This is a genomic window from Mycobacterium sp. IDUB_9, assembly GCF_055419505.1.
Genome location: NZ_JBVAXU010000001.1, coordinates 1532444 through 1551504 on the forward strand (window position 1 = coordinate 1532444; position 19061 = coordinate 1551504).

At 67.7% G+C, this 19061-nt stretch carries 20 protein-coding genes and 1 tRNA gene; 7 read left to right on the top strand and 14 right to left on the bottom strand.

Translation table 11 applies throughout. The features are described from left to right. Window positions 1-17: 17 nt before the first annotated feature. Entirely contained in the window at window positions 18-1010 is a 993-nt protein-coding gene (locus ACZY08_RS07440; protein ID WP_463743897.1) for a stage II sporulation protein M, read from the top strand. On the opposite strand, the gene ACZY08_RS07445 is transcribed toward ACZY08_RS07440, so the two are convergent. The 5 genes from ACZY08_RS07445 to ACZY08_RS07465 are packed head-to-tail and all read right to left on the bottom strand — an operon-like array spanning window position 1007 to window position 5984. Beyond that, the gene (locus ACZY08_RS07445; RefSeq protein ID WP_463743898.1) at window positions 1007-2329 is read right to left on the bottom strand and encodes a DUF58 domain-containing protein; all 1323 of its coding nucleotides are present in this window, start codon (window positions 2327-2329) and stop codon (window positions 1007-1009) included. The two genes, ACZY08_RS07440 and ACZY08_RS07445, sit on opposite strands and share 4 nt — an antisense overlap. After that, window positions 2329-3303, bottom strand: a complete 975-nt coding sequence (locus ACZY08_RS07450) for an AAA family ATPase (RefSeq protein WP_463743899.1) — start codon at window positions 3301-3303, stop codon at window positions 2329-2331. Before ACZY08_RS07450 ends, ACZY08_RS07445 begins: the two co-directional genes overlap by 1 nt. Further along, a complete protein-coding gene (locus ACZY08_RS07455; protein ID WP_463743900.1) occupies window positions 3300-4427 on the bottom strand; it encodes a DUF4350 domain-containing protein in 1128 nt (375 codons plus the stop codon). Before ACZY08_RS07455 ends, ACZY08_RS07450 begins: the two co-directional genes overlap by 4 nt. Further along, a complete protein-coding gene (locus ACZY08_RS07460) occupies window positions 4424-5011 on the bottom strand; it encodes a DUF4129 domain-containing protein (RefSeq protein ID WP_463743901.1) in 588 nt (195 codons plus the stop codon). Before ACZY08_RS07460 ends, ACZY08_RS07455 begins: the two co-directional genes overlap by 4 nt. A 1-nt stretch (window position 5012) precedes the next feature. After that, the gene (locus ACZY08_RS07465) at window positions 5013-5984 is read right to left on the bottom strand and encodes a DUF7847 domain-containing protein (RefSeq protein WP_463743902.1); all 972 of its coding nucleotides are present in this window, start codon (window positions 5982-5984) and stop codon (window positions 5013-5015) included. Between the two features lie 40 nt (window positions 5985-6024). Between ACZY08_RS07465 and ACZY08_RS07470 the strand changes: the two genes are divergently transcribed. The 3 genes from ACZY08_RS07470 to ACZY08_RS07480 are packed head-to-tail and all read left to right on the top strand — an operon-like array spanning window position 6025 to window position 7403. After that, window positions 6025-6702 carry an SIMPL domain-containing protein gene (locus tag ACZY08_RS07470; protein ID WP_463743903.1) on the top strand — a complete coding sequence of 226 codons (678 nt, stop codon included), beginning with the start codon at window positions 6025-6027 and terminating at the stop codon, window positions 6700-6702. A 19-nt stretch (window positions 6703-6721) separates the two neighbouring features. After that, window positions 6722-7186 (top strand): GatB/YqeY domain-containing protein, encoded by a 465-nt coding sequence (locus ACZY08_RS07475; RefSeq protein ID WP_463743904.1) that lies wholly within the window; start codon window positions 6722-6724, stop codon window positions 7184-7186. Window positions 7187-7238: 52 nt separating this feature from the next. Continuing rightward, window positions 7239-7403, top strand: a complete 165-nt coding sequence (locus ACZY08_RS07480) for a hypothetical protein (protein ID WP_463743905.1) — start codon at window positions 7239-7241, stop codon at window positions 7401-7403. A gap of 31 nt (window positions 7404-7434) precedes the next feature. Here ACZY08_RS07480 and ACZY08_RS07485 read toward each other — a convergent pair whose 3' ends face one another. The 3 genes from ACZY08_RS07485 to ACZY08_RS07495 are packed head-to-tail and all read right to left on the bottom strand — an operon-like array spanning window position 7435 to window position 9462. Next, window positions 7435-8097 carry a phosphodiesterase gene (locus ACZY08_RS07485; protein ID WP_463743906.1) on the bottom strand — a complete coding sequence of 221 codons (663 nt, stop codon included), beginning with the start codon at window positions 8095-8097 and terminating at the stop codon, window positions 7435-7437. 42 nt (window positions 8098-8139) lie between these two features. After that, window positions 8140-8928 (bottom strand): acyl-CoA thioesterase, encoded by a 789-nt coding sequence (locus ACZY08_RS07490; protein WP_463743907.1) that lies wholly within the window; start codon window positions 8926-8928, stop codon window positions 8140-8142. Window positions 8929-8964: 36 nt separating this feature from the next. Then, window positions 8965-9462, bottom strand: coding sequence for an SRPBCC family protein (locus ACZY08_RS07495; protein ID WP_463743908.1), 498 nt, complete (start codon window positions 9460-9462; stop codon window positions 8965-8967). A 77-nt stretch (window positions 9463-9539) separates the two neighbouring features. Between ACZY08_RS07495 and ACZY08_RS07500 the strand changes: the two genes are divergently transcribed. Both ACZY08_RS07500 and ACZY08_RS07505 read left to right on the top strand, forming a co-directional pair. Further along, complete coding sequence (locus ACZY08_RS07500) at window positions 9540-10670, top strand: serine/threonine-protein kinase (protein ID WP_463743909.1); 1131 nt, start codon at window positions 9540-9542, stop codon at window positions 10668-10670. Between the two features lie 119 nt (window positions 10671-10789). Further along, window positions 10790-11044, top strand: a complete 255-nt coding sequence (locus ACZY08_RS07505) for a hypothetical protein (protein ID WP_463743910.1) — start codon at window positions 10790-10792, stop codon at window positions 11042-11044. A 270-nt stretch (window positions 11045-11314) separates the two neighbouring features. On the opposite strand, the gene ACZY08_RS07510 is transcribed toward ACZY08_RS07505, so the two are convergent. From ACZY08_RS07510 to ponA2, 4 genes are all read right to left on the bottom strand, one after another. Then, a tRNA-Pro gene (locus ACZY08_RS07510) sits at window positions 11315-11388 on the bottom strand. Window positions 11389-11652: 264 nt separating this feature from the next. Next, complete coding sequence (gene cds1 / locus ACZY08_RS07515; RefSeq protein WP_463743911.1) at window positions 11653-12759, bottom strand: L-cysteine desulfhydrase Cds1; 1107 nt, start codon at window positions 12757-12759, stop codon at window positions 11653-11655. Beyond that, on the bottom strand, window positions 12756-13700 hold the full coding sequence (locus tag ACZY08_RS07520; RefSeq protein ID WP_463743912.1) for a metallophosphoesterase: 945 nt from the start codon (window positions 13698-13700) through the stop codon (window positions 12756-12758). Before ACZY08_RS07520 ends, cds1 begins: the two co-directional genes overlap by 4 nt. 27 nt (window positions 13701-13727) lie before the next feature. Further along, entirely contained in the window at window positions 13728-16178 is a 2451-nt protein-coding gene (ponA2, locus tag ACZY08_RS07525; RefSeq protein ID WP_463743913.1) for a transglycosylase/D,D-transpeptidase PonA2, read from the bottom strand. 325 nt (window positions 16179-16503) lie between these two features. Between ponA2 and ACZY08_RS07530 the strand changes: the two genes are divergently transcribed. Next, entirely contained in the window at window positions 16504-16833 is a 330-nt protein-coding gene (locus tag ACZY08_RS07530) for a WhiB family transcriptional regulator (protein ID WP_454792607.1), read from the top strand. 39 nt (window positions 16834-16872) lie between these two features. Here ACZY08_RS07530 and bagB read toward each other — a convergent pair whose 3' ends face one another. Both bagB and bagA read right to left on the bottom strand, forming a co-directional pair. Next, window positions 16873-17976, bottom strand: a complete 1104-nt coding sequence (gene bagB, locus ACZY08_RS07535; protein ID WP_463744184.1) for an ATPase BagB — start codon at window positions 17974-17976, stop codon at window positions 16873-16875. Window positions 17977-18002: 26 nt separating this feature from the next. Then, window positions 18003-19034 carry an ATPase BagA gene (bagA, locus tag ACZY08_RS07540; protein WP_463744185.1) on the bottom strand — a complete coding sequence of 344 codons (1032 nt, stop codon included), beginning with the start codon at window positions 19032-19034 and terminating at the stop codon, window positions 18003-18005. Window positions 19035-19061 lie beyond the last annotated feature (27 nt).

Here is a 19061-nt window from a genome sequence, read left to right on the forward strand (position 1 = left end):
CGACTACGCTTTGCCACGTGGATGTCGATGCGTTCGTCGTGGCCCATCGCCCCACCTGGGACCGCTTGGAACAGTTGATAAAACGACGCCGACGGTTGACCGGCGCCGAGGTGGACGAGCTCGTCGACCTCTATCAGCGGGTCTCCACGCACCTGTCGATGGTGCGGTCGGCATCGCAGGATTCGGTTCTGGTGGGGCGGCTGTCCGGGCTCGTGGCCCGGGCACGTGCCGCGGTCACCGGAGCGCACGCCCCGCTCTGGCGCGAATTCGTCCGGTTCTGGACCGTGTCCTTCCCGGTGGTCGCCTACCGGTCCTGGCGCTGGTGGCTGGGATCGGCAGTGGCGTTCTTCATCGTGACCGTGGCGCTGGCGCTGTGGGTGTCGGGCAACCCGGATGTGCACGCGGCAATCGGAACCCCCAGCGAGATTGACGAATTGGTCAACCATGACTTCGCGTCGTACTACAGCGAGCACCCCGCCACATCATTTGCCCTGCAGGTTTGGGTGAACAACTCCTGGGTGGCCGCGCAGTGCATCGCCTTCGCGATCCTGCTCGGTCTGCCCATCCCGTACGTGCTGTTCCAGAACGCGGCCAACCTCGGCCTGATCGCCGGGCTGATGTTCAGCGCAGGCAAAGGCGATCTGTTCCTCGGCCTGATCACGCCGCACGGACTGCTGGAGATGACCGCAGTGTTCCTGGCCGCCGCGGTGGGGATGCGGCTGGGCTGGACGGTGATCGCGCCCGGTGACCGACCGCGGTCGCAGGTGCTCGCCGAACAGGGCCGGGCGGTGGTGGCGGCCGCGATCGGGCTGGCCGTCGTCCTGCTGGTATCTGGTCTGATCGAGGCCCTGGTGACCCCGTCGCCGTTGCCCACCTGGATGCGGATCGGAATCGGTGTGGCCGCCGAACTCGCCTTCCTGGGTTACGTGTTCCACTTCGGGCGCAAGGCCGTACGGGCCGGGGAGAGCGGCGACCTCGAGGACGCCCCCGACGTGGTGCCGACGGGTTAGAGCTTGCCCGCGGCCTTCATCGCCAGATAGTGGTCGGCCAGCGCCGGCGCCAGGTCTTCGGGGCGGGCATCGACCACGTCGACGCCGTGGCCGCGAAGCCGCGACGCGATGGCCCGGCGATCGTTGCGGGCCCGCTCGGCGGCAGCAGCGTCATAGATCTGCGCGGCGTCGGAGCGACCCGCCGCCAACTGGTCCACCCGCGGATCGGACACCGCGGCCAGCAGAAGCTGATGGCGCGCCGACAGTAGCGGCAGCACCGTCATCAACCCCTCGTCGAGCGCCGAGGCGTTCAAATCGGTCAGCAGCACCACCAGCGCCCGGCCCCGTACCCGGCGCGAGACCGCCGAAACCATCGCGGTTGCATCGGATTCCACCAGCGCAGGCTGCAACGGAGCCATCGCAGCGACCAGCGCGGCCAGCAGTTCGGTGCGCGAGGCGCCCCATACCCCGGCGCGCGTGACCCGGTCGATGGCCAGGAAGTCGACGTGATCCCCGGCGCGGGCGGCCAGCGCGGCCAGTAGCAGCGCCGCGTCCATCGACCAGTCCAGTCGTGGCCACCCGCCCGGATCCAGTGCGGTCGGATCCACCCCGACCCGGCCCGCCGAGGTGCGTCCGGTGTCGAGCACGATCACCACCCGCCGGTCGCGCTCCGGGCGCCAGGTGCGCACCACCACGTCGGCCCGCCGGGCCGTGGCGCGCCAGTCGATCGAGCGGACATCGTCACCGACGACATATTCACGCAGTGAATCGAATTCGGTGCCCTGGCCGCGGATCAGCACCGGGATTGCACCGTCCAGCTGCCGCAGCCTGGCCAGCCGGGACGGCAGGTGCTTGCGGGACAGGAAGGGTGGCAGGACCCGCACCTGGCCGGGCAGCCGCTGCGCACGCTGGCGGCCGGCCAGCCCGAGCGGGCCGATCGAGCGCACCGTGACCAGCTCGCAGCGCTGATCGCCGCGGCGCACCGGACGCAACCGGGTGACCAGGGATACCTTTTGTCCCGCATCGATGTTCACGCGGTGCTTGCGCGGTTGCGCCGACGCGCTGGGCGGCCAGGCATCGCGAACCGCACCACGCACTGCCCGTCGTCCGGTGTTGTGCACGGTGAGCACGGCGTCGACGGTCTGGCCCAGGCGGGTGGTCGACTCGCCGCCGCGGCTGATCTCCAATCCGCCGATGCGGCCGGCGAGCGCGACATCGGCTGCCACGGCCCCGGCCAACAGCGCCGCCAGCACTACGAAAGCCATTGCCGGCCATGGGGCCAACGCGATCGGCAGCACGCACACCAGTGCCACCAGACCGGCGCGGCCGGTGAGAACCATCAGCGTGGCACCGGGACGGCGGCCAGGATGCCGTCCAGCACTCCGTCGGAGGTGGCGCCTTCGAGTTCGGCCTCCGGACGCAGCGCCACCCGGTGGCGCAGCGTGGACCTGGCCATCGCCTTGACGTCGTCAGGGGCGACGTAGTTGCGGCCGGACAACCAGGCCCAGGACCGTGCCGTGGCCAGCAGAGCAGTCGCACCGCGTGGTGACACGCCGAGTTGGAGCGACGGGGAATGCCGGGTGGCCCCGACGATGTCGACGATGTAGCCCAACACCTCGTCACCGACCAGCACCTGGCGCACCGCCTCGCGCCCGGCGGCCAGCTCGGCAGCCCCGGCCACCGGCCGCACGGCCGACAGGTCGCGCGGGTCGAAGCCCTGTGCGTGCCGGCTCAGGATCGCGATCTCCTGATCCCGCGGCGGCAACGGCACCGTGAGCTTGAGCAGGAAACGGTCCAGCTGGGCCTCGGGCAGCTGATAGGTGCCCTCGTACTCGATCGGGTTCTGCGTGGCCGCCACGATGAACGGATCGGGCAGCAGCCGGGGTGTGCCGTCGACGCTGACCTGACGCTCCTCCATGGCCTCCAGAAGCGCCGCTTGGGTTTTCGGCGGTGTCCGGTTGATCTCATCGGCCAGCAGCAGGTTGGTGAACACCGGACCGGCGCGGAACTCGAACTCGGCGGTACGCGCGTCGTAAACCAGGGAACCGGTGACGTCGCCGGGCATCAGGTCCGGCGTGAACTGCACGCGCTTGAACTCCAACTGAAGGGCCGCCGCCAGGGTGCGCACCAGCAGGGTCTTGGCCACCCCGGGCACACCCTCCAGCAGAACATGCCCGCGGCAGAGCAGCGCGACCACGAGTCCGCTGATCACCGCATCCTGACCGACCACCACCTTGGCGATCTCATTGCGCAGGGCCAGTAGTGCTTCACGGGCGTTTTTCGAGGCGGTGGTCTCCGGGTTGGGCTGAGTCACGACTGCGCGACCTGCCTTTCGATGTCGTCGAGTTGATGTGCGAGGTGGACGAGTTCGGCGTCGGTGGCAGGCGGTGGGCCGAACAGGATGTGACCGACCGTGTTCGACGCGGTGCCGCAGCGCGCGGCGACAGCGGCCGCGACGGCGTGCGGTGCCGCGGCGGAGGTCAGGCCGAGCCTCGGCAACAGGCGACCCAGCACCGCGGTGCGTAACGCGTCGGCGGCGCGGTCCCGCGCGCGGCGGGAGCGGTACAGCCGTCCACGTCCCTCGACCGTCTCCGAAGCGCGGACCACCACCGGCAGGGATTCGGCGACCAGCGGACCGAGGCGTCGCGCCTGCGCCACCGCCAACAGTGCGACCACCAGACACAGCTGCAGTACGATCCACCGGACCTGCGGCGGCATCAGATCCGACAGCGTGCCGTCCCCGGTCGACTCGGCCTCGAAATGCTGTGGCGCATACCAGATCATCCGCGGAGCAGCCCCGGCCAGATTCATCGCCAGTGCCGCGTTGCCCTCTTTGAGCAGGCGCGAGTTCGTCATGAAGGAGCCGGTGCCGATCACGGTGACGGTGCGCCGGCCATCGCGGTAGCGGACCAGCGCGCCGTCGTAGCACGATGTCAGCGGTATACCGTCGGCCGCGGTGTAGGTATCGGTGGTGCCGAGCTGCGTTGTTCCGGCCCGGTTTGCCTCGGGCAGTTCACAATCCGGCTCGTCGCCGCCGAACTCCGTCGGTTTCCCGAGCCGGATCTGCGGGGCCAGCTTCTCCCGCGTGAGCCCGGACGGCGCGATCAGCAGCAGATCCCCGGGGGTATCGATGAGCCGGTCCACGGTCTTGTCGCTGGACAGGAACATCGTCTGCGCCACCACCAGCAAGGTGCCGGGCCGGGCGGCGCGTTTCACCGCGTCGACATCGTCGGCGGTGATCACTTCGACACCGCGATCCCGCAACAGACTGACCAACGCGTGCGTGCCCTCCGGCGACGTCGACTCGGGATCCATCGCGCCACCCGGGCGCGGTGCGGTCAGATACACCGTCGCCACGGCCACCGCGACGATGACGGCGAATGCCAACAGGACCCAGCGTGCCGTGCGGAATCGGTGTTTGACCGAAGCAGTGGTCATGGCACCCGGGCCTCGTCGAGCGCGGCGATCTGCCGGTAGGCCGATTCGGTACCCGGTTGTTCGCCGTAGGTGACGTCGTTGAATGTGGTGGCCGCGCTGAAAAGTTGGGCCGACAGACCCGGTAGCGCCGCCGCGGCGTCGCGCGCGAGTTCGGTGGCAGTACGACCCGGGACCGCGTCGAGAACCCCGGTCTCCTCAAGGCGACGGGCCAGGGTGCGGACCCGGTGGCGAATCGCGGACGACCAATCTCCTTGTGCGGCATATTGTTCAGCGATGGAGCGGTGCTGCGCGGCGCTGAGCTCCGCGCTGCCGAACAGGGCACGGTCCGCGCCGCGCGCAGTACGCATGGTGCGCCGTGCGATCCGCACCGCCACCACGACGGCCACCACGAGCAGGATGGCAAGCACCGAGATGGTGAACCAGCCACCGGGGATCGTGGATCCTGCGGCGGTGATCCGGTACAGCAGATCCTTGAGCCAGTCCCCGATCTGATCGGTCGGTGAAGCCCGGGGGTAGATCGGCTTGGTCAGCTCGTTCTGCGCAGCGTCGTGCGCAGCGTCGCGGTCGATGTCGATGCCTGTCACCTCAGACGTACCGCGGCAGCCATAGTTGGTCGGCAGTTTCCACCGGTGCACCCGCACCCGTCTGCAACATCAGGTCGAACGCCTCGGCCCGGAACCGCCGGTCGGCGTAGAGCAGGACCACCACGCCCGCACTGAACGGCGCGGTGACGATCTGCCCGATCGCGGCGCCGACGGCACCGAGGATCAGCGCCGGCACCGTCGGGCCGTCGGCGACCATCGACATGATCTGCCCGGCCACGTTGAACGGCGCACCCACCCCCCAGGCGATCACCGAGGCCACGATCGAGGACAGCACCCAGATGCCGAAGACGCGCCAGAAGTCCTTGTTCACCAACGCGAATGACCGTTTGACCGCATCGACGATGCCGCGGTGTTCCAGCACGATCACCGCGGGGGCGAACAGCAGAACCGTCGACACGTAGAGCACACCGACCAGGGTGAGCAGCACCAGCGGCGCCCCGACGGCGAACGCCGCCAGCCCGCCGCCGAGCGCGTCTGCACCGACGATCACGACGGCGACCCCGCCGGCGAAGACGACCAGGGCCAGGGCCTGCAGCACCGTCAACCCGATCAGCGCGGGTAACCGTCCGCGGAGCCGCCGCCAGGCCTCACCGATGGTGATGCTCCCGCCGAATACCGAGCGACCGATCACCACCGTGAGCATGCCGCTGAGCAGAAGCGAGGCAAGCGTCGTGACGACGATGCCGACGAACGCGCCGGTGGCGAACACCGCGAGCGTCCCGGGCGACGGCGCCTCACCCTGCACCGTCGAGTCGAATTCGCCGAGTGCCGACAGTGGCCCGACTTGCAGTGCAAGCGTGATGATCTGCGACGCGAGAACGACCACGGTGGCCAGACCCAGCGTCGCTTTCGGATTGGTGCGGACGTAGGCGACGGCTCCGTTGAGGATGTCGGTCAGGCTCAACGGGCGAAGCGGAATGACACTCCCCAAATATGGCCGACCGCTCGTCATCCTTTCACCGTAGTTCCCGCCAGCAACTACGGTGGACCCCATGCCGACCGAGATCATCGTGCAGGGCTCTTTTTCCGCTTTTCAGTCGCCCGAACGTGCAACGGTCCACGCGACGCTCGGCTACGAGGGGCCGGCGATCGAACCGGTCTACGAGCGGGTGGTCCGTGATCTGGACACGGTGAAATCCACTATCACCCCACTGCACCAGCCCGATGCCGGCCCGGTCACGTGGTGGTCCACCGGCCAGGTGCGCACCTGGGCCAACCGGCCCTGGAACAACGAGGGCAAGCAGCTGCCGCTGGTGCACCATGCCAGCGTCGACATCAAGGTCAAGTTCAGCGACTTCACCGCCCTGTCGCGATGGGTCGGCGGCCACGTCACCGAGACGGGCGGCTTTTCGTTGTCGCGGATCGAATGGGCCCTGACCACCGAGCATCGCGATGAGCTCGTCGCCCAGGTACACACCCGCGCCGTGCAGGACGCCGTCATCCGTGCCCAGCGCTACTCCGATGCGCTTGCTCTCGGTCCGGTGCGGCCGGTGGCGATCGGCGACGCCGGAATGTTGGGGCACAGCCCCGCGGGGGCGTCCGGGCCGGGATTCGTGCGGGCCATGGCGGCGCCCGCAGGCGGCGGCGGGGCACCTCAACTCGAATTCGCGCCCGCCGATATCGAGGTCTCGATGTCGGTCGACGCCAAATTCGTGGCGGGCGAGAACTGATCGCAGCTAGGTTGACGCTATGGCCGACCTCAAGGACAAGCTGCGCGCGGATCTGACCGGCGCGATGAAGTCGCAGGACAAACTGCGCACCGCCACCCTGCGCATGGTGCTGGCGGCGATCCAGAGCGAGGAGGTCTCGGGTAAACAGGCCCGCGAACTGTCCGACGCCGAGGTGATCGCGGTGCTGGCCCGTGAATCGAAGAAGCGTGGCGAGGCGGCCGAGATCTACACCCAGAACGGCCGGGGGGAACTGGCGGCTGGGGAACACGCCGAGGCCCGGGTCATCGACGAATACCTGCCCACCCCGCTGACCGATGCCGAGCTGGCCGACGTCGCCGACACCGCCATCGCGCAGGTCGCCGAGCAGATCGGGGAACGGCCGGGCATGCGCCAGATGGGCCAGGTGATGAAGGCCGCCACAGCCATTGCCGCGGGCAAGGCCGACGGTGCGCGGTTGTCGGCAGCGGTCAAGGCGCGGCTTTAGGTCCTGCCCCGGCCATCGGGTTGAAACTCATGGCGACGGGTATCTCAGCTAGATGCCAACGGGTAAAGGGATCTACGACGGAGAGCACGGGGCGGATCACGGCGGCAAAGGCGACAAAGCTGATGCCGCCGCACGGCGGGCTCGGGTCAAGAATGTGCCGGAGGACACCCCGGACGTGGACACCACCGAGAGCACCAGCCAGGAACCACCCGACTGAGCCTGACTCCGGGCAGTGTCACGCCGCGAGGCTATTCAGCGGAACGCCCGACACGGCTGCTGTGATACGCGGTGCGTCGAACGTCGGCCAGCCAGTTGGGCACCAGGCGGACACCGTCGGCCTCGTGCAGCGCGGGGTCGAACGAGACGTCGCGGCCGTGCGGGAGCTTCTCGAGCAGTGACAACCGGGCCAATGGCTCGAATTCGCCGGTGACGGGGGATTGTTCGATGTCCAACTGGACCCCACCACGTTCCAACTGACTGTTGACGCTGTCGAGGCAGAGCCCGCCGCCGTCGAACTCGGTGGTCAGGCGAGCTCGCAGCCACCACAGTGCACCGCCGAAACGCAACGGCATCACGCTCGAGAACGTGATCCCCGCCCAGGAATTGGCCGGCCACAACACAAATCGATTGCCGGCCAGGGTCGAGGCCAGCAGTACATCCCGCGGTGTGCCGGACAGTTGCGGTGGCATCCGCCAGGCCAGGCCGGCAATGTCCGGCACGGAATCGGGTGTACCGATCCCTTTGGACAATCGCCCGACGACGTCACACGAGTAGAGCGGCAGCCCCCTGCTGGAGGGCGCGGTGCGCTCGAGGGCGCCGCGTGCCAGCACGCCGTTCGGGTGGAACAGCCGCCGGTGCCGCACCGCAGCACCGAACTCGATCGGCCAGGACGCGACATCGGAGATCTTCATGCCACCGACTGCCCGCCGCGGCGGCCTTGCAAACGTGCCGGGCTAGATCCGCCAGAGTGCTTCTTGGGTGACGCTGGCGATCAGCGTGGAGTCGGCGTCATAGAGGGAACCGACCGCCAGACCCCGCGAGTCGTTGTGGTTGGCCGGCCGGATCTCATAGCGGTGCCAGTGCTCCGGGTGGAACGGGCGGTGAAACCAGATCGAATGATCCAGGCTGGCGGCGAAGCCGAGGTCCGACCGTAGCGGCACCGTCGGAGGTAGTGCCGAGGGCACCGGACCGAGATCGGACATGAACGTCAGCGTGCAGGCGCGGATCAGCGGATCGTCCTCGATCGGGGTGCTGGCCCTCACCCAGAACGGCGGGATGGCGAACTCCGAGGCGTCGTCGTGAGTGGTGCGCAATTCGAACTTGTCACCGAAATCCAACACCTCGGCCTTGGGGACCGCCGTGGCGAACTCCAGCGCCGGCGGTGCATCCGGGAACCAGTCGAGTCCCGGTTCGGGATGGTGGAACGACGCGATCATCTCCAGGATCACCGCCCCGCCCTGGCTGGCGGTGACATGGCGGGTGGCGAACGCGCGTCCGTCCCGAATGCGGTCGACGTGGAACTCGACGTCGGCGTCGTAGCGTCCGCCGCGGACAAAGTAGGCGTGCAGCGATTGCGGGAGTTTGCCGTCGTCGACCGTGGCTCCGGCCGCCGCCAGTGACTGCGCCGCGATCAGGCCGCCGAACAACCGCTCTACCGCACCTCGGCGCGGCTCGCGAACGCAGAAGTCATCGCCGTGACGATCGAACTGCAACAGTTGGGCGATCCAGCTCAGCGCGGCCATCGGCCGAGGCTATCAACTGCTTGGTTGGGACCGCGCTCACACCTGCTCGGCGAAATAGCGCCGGCCATCGGAGGCCAGCCGCCCGAACGCCGCTTTGACCACCGGCGCCAGCCCCTTGAACGGGATCGCGAACAGCGGCTTCGGTTCGATCGCGACGATCCAGGTGAACTGCGTCTGCCCGTCGCCGGCGGGTTCGACCAGGTAATCCTCGGCGAACCGGCGCAGCGACGGAATGCTGGCGTGATCGACGGTGAACGAATACCGGCGGCCGTCCTCCCACCGGAAGAACGTCTCGTGCACCCGGACCACCCCGGGCGCCAGCGTCACCTCGCGGGAGGTGCCGACGCCGAACGGCCGCGGCGCCAACCAGGTCACGTCCTTGACCGACGGCCCCCAGGCGGCCAGGGACTCATCGGATACGAGCGACTCCCATACCTTTTCCGGCGGTGCCGCGAAACGCTTCCGATAGGTGAAGATGTGCGGCGCGGTCGTGAAGAAGTCCGAGTCGGCGGGTTCCAGCGTGAACCGGGGCATGGTGCCAGCATGCCCTGGAATGCCCCGGCACGTCACTGCGGGATACTCGGATACACGCGCATACCGGAGGGAGACCTATGACGGCGGCGCTCGCCGACCGCTACGAGCTACGTGGCGTGCTCGGCCGCGGCGGCATGGCCGAGGTGCGTGACGGCTGGGACACCAGGCTGTCGCGTCCGGTCGCGATCAAACTTCTCTATCCGGCCCTGGCCGCCGACGAGTTCACGCGTCGGCGATTCGAGGACGAAGCGCGGGCCGCTGCCGCACTCAACCACCCCAACATCGTCGCGGTCCACGACAGCGGTGAAGACCACGGCACGCCGTACATCGTGATGGAACGACTGCCCGGGCCCACCCTGGCCGAAGAGATTGCGGCCGGACCACTTTCAGCCGACCGCGTGCGCTGGGTGCTGGCCGACCTCCTCGGCGCGCTGACAGCCGCCCACGGTGCAGGCATCCTGCACCGCGACATCAAGCCCGGCAACGTTCTCATCACCGCATCCGGCTCCGCCAAGCTTGCCGACTTCGGTATCGCCAAGACCGCCGGAACCGCCCACACCCACGCTGGAACGGTCTTCGGCACACCGGATTACCTGAGCCCGCAACGGATTACCGGACAAGCGGCATCCGCCTCGGACGATCTGTACTCCGTCGGTGTGCTCGGCTACGAGGCGCTGACCGGGCGGCGGCCCTTCGCGCGGGACCACCCGATCGCCACCATGCGCGCCGCCGTCGACGAAGCCCCGGTGCCGATCGGCATGCTGCGCCCCGATGTCGATCCTGCTCTGGTTCAGGCGCTGGAGCGTGCCATGGCGCGGGACCCGGCCTACCGTTTCGCCGATGCTGCCGCGATGCGGGCGGCATTGCACGCCGCGCCGCCTGCGCGACCGGCGACCCTGCTTCTGCCGGCCCCGCTGCCGCCTCGTCGGTCGCCGGTCCGGTGGGTGCTGGCGGCCGCGGGTGTCGTCGCTGCCGTCATCCTCGGGGCGATGCTGCTGATCGCCGATCCGCCGCCGCAGCGTGCGCCGGCCGTGACGCCGGTGATCACCTCTGTCGAGCCGACCGTGCCTGCCGCGACGAGCATCCCGACCGTCACGCCGACGCTGCCCGAGGACGAAGGGGACTGGGGCAACTGGAACGGTCACGGCAACGGAAATGGCAATGGGAATGGCAAGGGCCACGGCAAGAAAGGCCATCCGCATGGCTGACGGCGCCTGACCCGCTTGGCGATCCGTCTGGGGACAGGCCCGAGGTTGGGAATAGACGCCGGGGCCGCGACGTTCCCTGATGCATAGGAAAGCTATGCGTTCAATGGATTGGTTCGATTATGAGTAAACTCGGCATCAAGGTCGCCACCGTGATCGGTGGGTGCGCTGCCGTTGCACTGAGTGTCTTCGGGGTCGTCGGGGGTCAGCAGAGTCATCCCGTCTCTCTTCTCGGGTTCGAGCCGTCATCTCCGATGCAGACCGGGGTAACCATCACGCCATCCAACCCGGCGCAGGCACCCGAGATCCCCATGGCTACTCCGGGAATCAAGGGACCTGCTCCACTGCCGCCGGAAGAACAAGGACTACCGGGATAGGCGAGCTGTACCAGCTGTCGACGCACCGTCGATGATCGGGGCTACCGCGTCGTATATCGGCCAGGCGTCAGGCGCGGCGTAACTGACTGGGTACCTTGCGATTTCGGGAAAGCCGCCCCCGGCGCGGTCTGCATGCACTCACCGATCTCGCCGGCGCAATGGCGAATCAGGAATGCTCTGAAATCCGCTACCGGACCAACTGCGGACCAGAAAGCAAGAAGGCCCTGAACCGGATAACCAGTCAGGGCCTCTCACTTGCGGACACACGAGTCGGGGTGGCGGGATTCGAACCCACGACCTCTTCGTCCCGAACGAAGCGCGCTACCAAGCTGCGCCACACCCCGCGTGAAGCTCCGACAGCGTATCGCACCGGGTACCTCGAAAGCCAAACGGCCATGTCTGCGCCGACGCGCCACGGATCGTAGTCGTTTTCCACTTGAGGGTTGTTGGCGGGACGTTTCACAGCCCTCAGGTAGAAATCGGCGACAAACCGGGAAGCAACGAGCTATCGGTGGCGTTATTCACATCATGACCGTCCTGGGCGCCACCATCTACCTGGGGTTTTTCGCCCTGGCAGCGTTTTGGCTGTTCCTGACGGCCGAGACGGATCAGGACCAGCTGCCTGAGCACTCGAACTCCGAGAGCACCTCCGCGGACTCCGACAGGTCCAGTCCCTGGGCGCTGAGCCAGTCCGCATCGAAGTAGGTATCCGCGTAGCGGTCGCCGCTATCGGCCAGCAGGGTCACCACCGACCCGCTGCGGCCGTGCGCGATCATCTCGGCCAACAGGCCGAACGCACCCCACAGATTGGTGCCGGTCGACGGCCCGACCCGACGGCCCAATACCCGGCTGGCGTGATGCGCCGCGGCGACTGATCCACAGTCGGGGACGGCAATCATCCGGTCGACCACGCCGGGCAGGAACGACGGCTCCACGCGCGGCCTGCCGATGCCCTCGATACGTGAGGACGCACCCGTGACGACGTCATCGCGGCCCTGCGCATAGCCGGGGAAGAACGCCGAATTCTCCGGATCGACGACACACAACTGCGTGGCATGCCTGCGGTAGCGGATGTAGCGACCGATGGTCGCACTGGTGCCGCCCGTGCCGGCCCCCACGACGATCCACTCCGGAACCGGATGTGGTTCGAGACGCATCTGCTCGTAGATCGACTCGGCGATGTTGTTGTTGCCGCGCCAGTCGGTCGCCCGCTCGGCATTGGTGAACTGGTCCAGATAGTGCCCGCCGGTCTCCTCGGCCAACCGTTGGGCCTCGGCGTATACCTGCGAGGACTGGGCGACGAAATGGCAACGGCCACCCTGGGCTTCGATCAATGCGATCTTGGAGCCACTGGTCGAGGCCGGCACGACTGCGATGAACGGCAGCCCCAGCAGCGCTGCGAAGTAGGCCTCGGACACGGCCGTCGACCCCGAGGACGCCTCGATGATCGTGGTGCCCTCACCGATCCAGCCGTTGCACAACCCGTACAGGAACAGGGACCGGGCCAGCCGGTGCTTGAGGCTGCCGGTGATGTGCGTCGACTCGTCCTTGAGATACAGCGCGACGTCAATGTCGTCGCGCCAGACCGTCGGCAGTGGGTAGCGCAGTAGATGGGTGTCGGCGCTGCGCTTGGAATCGGCCTCGATCAGCCGCACCGCATTGTCGACCCACCGGCGTGGCCGGGGACGCGAGGCGGTGCAGCCCGGCTGGCTCACCGGGCCGAGACGGCGGGGCTGGACTGCCCGGCCCTGATCCCGACGTGGCCGCCGCCGGTCGGCGCCGCGACGAGCGTCAACAAGGTGGCCTCGGGACGGCAGCAGAACCGTACCGGTGCGAACGGCGATGTGCCGATTCCCGCCGACACATGCAGCTGCATGTGCGATCCCCACTTCGAGGCGCCCTTGGCCCGGGACCGGTCCAGCTCGCAGTTGGTCACGATGGCGCCGTAGAACGGCAGGCACAGTTGCCCGCCGTGGGTGTGCCCGGCCAGCACCAGCTGATAGCCGTCGGCTGCGAAGCGGTCCAACACCCGCGGTTCGGGGGAGTGCGTGAGCCCCAACGTCAGATTCGCCGCACCGTTGGCCCGGCCGGCGATGGTGTCGTAGCGGTCGCGTTTGAGATGCGGATCGTCGACCCCGCCCACCGCGATGTGCTGCCCGGCCACCTCGACGTCGCGACGGATGTGGGTCATGTCGAGCCAGCCGCGTTCGGTGAACGCCGCGCGCAGGTCCTGCCATGGCAGCGGCTCACCGTGCGTCCGGTGCTGCGGGTTGGTGACGTAGTTCAGCGGGTTCTTCAGGCGCGGCGCGAAATAGTCGTTGCTGCCGAACACGAACAGGCCGGGCGCCGAAAGCAGATCGCTCAGTGACTGCACCACCGCGGGCACTGCCTTGGGATGGGCCAGGTTGTCGCCGGTGTTGACCACCAGATCAGGCTCAAGGCGCGCCAAATCACGCAACCAGGCCTGCTTGCGGCGCTGATTGGGACGCATGTGCAGATCGGACAGGTGCAGCACTCGCAGGGGCGAGGAGCCAGGCGCCAGTACCGGCATGGTCGCTTCCCGCAGCACGAACGCATTGCGCTCGATCACGGACGCGTAGCCGATCCCGGCGACCAGCGAACCGGCGGTGATGGCCGCTGCCTTCTTGACTGACATGCAGGCAAGCCTACTGCGAACGTGTCCTCACGGGGGCGGTGGAGGCCCGAGCACCGGAACGGTGATCGGCGGCAGTCCCGGGATCTCGACAACCGTCTGACCGATCTCGGGCGGCGGGCCGCCGGGGAACGGGAATGCCACTGGGGGCGGCGGTGGGGCCGGCGGAATCCCGTTGCTGATCTGGATCGTGATGATCGAGCCCGGAATCGTCTGTCCGCTGGGCGCCGTGCCGACCACTGTCCCGTAGCGCGAACTGCTGTTGACCGAAGCGGCGCCGTCGGCCACCTGGAATCCGGACTCCTTGAGCCGCTGACGCGCGGCCGTCTCATCCAGTCCCGTCACGGTCGGCACCACCGAGCCGGGGCCGCCGTCGACGTAGCGCGGATCCGTCGGCGGCATGACCACCGGGCCGAAGCTGTTCGCGATCGGTTTCAGCGCCGTGAACCAGGTGCGGGCCGGCTCGTTTCCACCGAACAGGTCGCCGTCCCCGCACTGGCGCAGGGGGAACGAGCACAGCTCGCCGGGACTGGTCGAATCGTCGTAGATGTAGTTGGCCGCGGCGTACTGGTTGGTGAAGCCCAGGAAGCCCGACGAGCGGTGGGCCTCGGTGGTGCCGGTCTTACCCGACATCGGAAGGTCCCAGCCCACCGAACCGGCCGAACCGGAGGCGGTGCCGCCGGCCTGGTCGTCCTTGCTCATCGCGTTGGCCAGCGTGTTGGCCAGGCCCTCGGGCACCGCCTGATCGCAGGTCTCGGTGGTCACCGACACCTCCTGACCGTGGCGGTCGAGCACCTGGGCGATCGGGTTGGGCGGGCACCAGGTGCCGCCGGAGGCCAAGGTGGCCGCCACATTGGACAACTCGAGCGCGTTGACCTCGATGGGGCCCAGGGTGAAGGAGCCGATGTTCTGGCGCTTGACGAAGTCGGCCAGGCTCTCGTTGCTCTCCGGGTCGTAGTCGCGGGCGGTGCCGGGCAACGCGTAGGACCGCAGCCCCAGCTTGACCGCCATGTCGACCGACCGCTGGACGCCGATCTGCGAGATCAGCTTGGCGAATGCGGTATTCGGCGAGGTGGCCAGGGCATCGGTGACACTCATCGAACCCCGGTAGCCGCCGGCGTTCTTCACACACCAGGTGTCCTTCGGGCAACCCGGGGTGTCGCTGCTGCCCAGCCCCTTGGCCTGGAAGAATCCGGGCACCGCCAGTTGGGTGTTGATGCCCATTCCCATATCCATGGCCGCGGCCGTGGTGAAGATCTTGAAGATCGACCCGGCACCGTCGCCGACGAGCGAGAAGGGCTGCGGCTGCATGGTCTCGCCGGCGTCGGTGTTCAGACCGTACGTGCGATTGCTGCCCATCGCCAGGACCGGATGGGATTCTTTGCCCGGCTTGATCACGCTCATCACGCTGGCGATGCCCGGCGCATCCGGGCGGGCGATGCTGTCGATCGACGACTTCACCGAACCCTGCACATCGGGATCCAGCGTGGTCTTGATCAGATAGCCGCCCTTGGCCACCTGCTCTTTGGAAAGCCCGGCGCGGGCCAGGTACTCCAGCGCGTAATCGCAGAAGAACGCCCGGTCACCGGCGGCGATGCAGCCGCGCGGCAACTCGTTGGGCTGCGGCAGGATGCCCAGCGGCTGCTGCTTGGCGGCGCGCAGGGCCTCGGCCTCCTGGGGGATGTTGTCGATCATGGTGTCCAGCACCAGGTTCCGGCGGGCCAAGGCGCCGTCGGGGTTGGTGTAGGGGTTCAGCGCACTGGTGGACTGCACCATGCCGGCCAGCAGCGCGGCCTGCTGCCAGTTCAACTCGGAGGCGTTGACTCCGAAGTAGGTCTGTGCGGCGTCCTGGACGCCGAACGCGCCGTTGCCGAACGAGACCAGGTTGAGATAGCGGGTCAGGATCTCGGGCTTGGTGAACGTCTTGTCCAACGTGAGGGCCATCCGGATCTCACGCAGCTTGCGCGCCGGGGTGGTCTCGATGGCGGCGCGGCGCTCAGCCTCGGTCTGGGCGATCACCAGCAGCTGGTAGTTCTTCACATACTGCTGCTCGATCGTCGAACCGCCGCGGGTGTCCGAGTCGCCGCGCATGTATCCGGTCAGGCCGGTCAGCGTGCCCTGCCAGTCGACGCCGTTGTGTTCAGCGAAACGCTTGTCCTCGATGGAGACCAGGGCGAGCTTCATCGTGTTGGCGATCTGGTCGCTCGGCACCTCGAAGCGGCGCTGCGAATACAGCCACGCAATGGTGTTGCCCTTGGCGTCGACCATGGTCGAGACCTGCGGAACCTCACCGTCGACCAGGGCGGCCGAGCCATTGGCGACCACGTCGGAGGCCCGGTTGGACATCAGGCCGAATCCACCCACCAAGGGGAACATGAACGTGGCCACCAGCACGCTCGCCAGCAGGCAGCACCAGGCGAGCTTGATGATGGTGACCGCTTGGGGTGGCTGCGCGGGCGGTCGTGTCGGCGGCTCCGGCATGGGTACAGAGTAGCCAGCTCGCCGAGCGGCACTTTCTGAGAGCAGGCCCCTGGGCACATCCCGCTTGCCTGCAGAAACACCGCAGTGCGCCCAAATGCCGGTCAGACGGGACGGCCGTCCCAAAAAAGTGGTCCACAAACTGTTGCGTTAATACCCTCTGACCACCTAGCTTGGACACACAGTGCGATCCAGGTAACACGGGCTGGCGCAATGTGGCGTAGATCGCAATGGCGTTCTACACCGGAAGGTTCAAAGCCCGCCATCTGGGGAGATGGCAGGAACGAAGGGATCGCTGGTGTCAGGTACACGAACTGTCGCAGACAACATGAACGCTTCCGCCCCCGCCACCAACCTGGTCCACCGAGGTGAGGGTGAAGCCCGGATCGCGTGGGTTTCGCAGGCGCGCTGCCGTCAGGCCGATCCGGACGAGCTGTTCGTCCGCGGTGCTGCGCAACGCAAAGCCGCGGTGATCTGCCGGCACTGCCCCGTGATCCTCGAGTGTGGTGCCGACGCGCTGGACAACCGCGTGGAGTTCGGCGTCTGGGGCGGAATGACCGAACGTCAGCGTCGTGCCCTGCTCAAGCAGCACCCCGAAGTCAATTCGTGGGCCGAGTTCTTCGCCGCCCAGCGCAAGCACCACCGCAGCGCGGTCTGACCGCGCCGATCCGGCAATCCCCGCAGAGCCCGCCTGATATCAGGCGGGCTCGGCCACTCCGGTGATCTGATCGGCAATCGCGCGCAGCGCGTCGAGATCGGATACATCGAACGGCAGCGACGGCACCCCGACGATCGCCACATGCGGATTGGCCCCGGTGAACCGGGACAGCAGCCGCACCTCGCGCTTGGCGGTGTGTGCCCGGTCGGCGTGGATGCGCAGCACGGCTGCGGCCAGCGAATTCGGATCCTCGGCCGCCAACTCGTCGGCGGCTTCCTCGGCCTTGTCGGCGTGAAGTTCGCACAGCGTGGGATGGGTGCGGTTGAGGATCAGACCGGCCAGCGGCATGTGCTCGTTCGACAGTCGGTCGACGAAGAACGAGGCCTCGCGCAGCGCGTCGGGCTCTGCCGCCGACACCACCACGAACTGGGTTCCGCGGCGCTTGAGCAATTCGTAGGTGCGGTCGGCCTTCTCGCGGAACCCGCCGAAAGTCGCGTCCAGTGATTGGACGAAACCTGCTGCATCGGAGAGCATTTGCGATCCCAGCACAGTGGACAGGGCCTTCATCGCGAGCCCGACGGCGCCGGTGACCAAGCGGCCGATCCCGCGCCCGGGCGCCAGCAGCATCCGCCACAGCCGGCTGTCCATGAAGCTGCCCAACCGCTTCGGAGCGTCGAGGAAGTCCAGCGCGTTGCGTGACGGCGGGGTGTCCACCACCACCAGATCCCACTTGTCCTCGGCCAGCAGCTGGCCGAGTTTCTCCATCGCCATGTACTCCTGCGTGCCGGCCAGCGAGGTCGCCACGGTTTGGTAGAACTGGTTCTCCAGAATCGAATCGGCGCGGTCCGAGCCGGAGTACTGCACCACCATCTCGTCGAATGTGCGGCGCATGTCCAGCATCATCGCGTGCAACTCACCGGTGACCTCCGGGGCCAACGGAACCCGCTGCGGGGTGTTTCCGAGATCCTTGATCCCGAGCGCCTGGGCCAATCGCTTGGCCGGGTCGATCGTGAGTACCACGACGGTGCGGCCGTACTCGGCGGCGCGCAACGCCATCGCGGCCGCAGTGGTGGTCTTGCCGACTCCGCCTGCGCCGCAACAGACTACGACGCGGTTGGCGGTGTCGGACAGGATTGTGTGCATGTCAAGGGCGGGCGGTTTGGTGCTCACTATCTGACCCCCTGCTGTTCGAGTGCTTCGGCGAGTTCGTACAGGCTGCCCAGGTCCACGCCGTCGGCCAGCGCCGGCAACTCCAGGCGGGGTACATCGATGGCGTCGAGCAGTTCGGCACTCTCGGCACGTGCCGAGATCCGGGTGGCGTGCTGGATGGACTCGGTAAGAAGGCCGGCGAAATCGTTGTCCGCCAACGTAATACCGGTCTTCCGCAGGCCTGCCTGGACGGCGTCGGCATCAATGTCACCCTCGGCGGCCTTGGCCAGATCCTCGGCGGGTAGGTACGCCGGGATGTTGCGGTTGACGATGACGCTGCCGATCGGCAGTCCCATCTCGGTGAGCTCGTCGATCGCCTCCAGGGTCTCCTGGATCGGCAGCGCTTCCAGCAGCGTCACCAGATGGATCGCCGTCTGCTCGGAGTGCAGCAGCTTGACCACGCCATCGGCCTGCGAGTGCACGGGCCCACCCTTGGCGAGGTCAGAGACCGCCTTGGTGACGTCCAAGAATCGCGGAATACGGCCGGTGGGAGGGGAATCCACCACCACGGCGTCATAAACGCCGCGCTTGCCCTTTGCGTCCTTGGAAGTGCGCGTCACGATCTCTTTGATCTTGCCGGTGAGCAGCACGTCACGCAGACCGGGCGCGATCGTGGTCGCGAACTCGATCGCCCCGATGCGGCGCATCGCCCGGCCGGCCAGGCCCAGGTTGTAGAACATGTCGAGGTACTCCAGGAATGCGGCCTCGATGTCGATCGCGAGCGCGTTGACCTGGCCACCGCCATCGGCGGTGGCCACCTTGACTTCCTCGTACGGCAGCGGCGGCACGTCGAACAGCTGCGCGATGCCCTGACGTTCCTCGACCTCGACCAGCAGCACCTTGCGGCCGCCGGCCGCCAAGGCCAGTGCCAATGCCGCCGCGACGGTGGACTTGCCGGTGCCGCCCTTGCCGGATACGAAATGGAGCCGGGCCTTTGTCAGCCTTGACGGCCAGCCGACGTGTTTGGCGCCGCTCTCTGTGGTTGCCACCAGTGCATGCTAACCAAGCCTGAGCGTCCG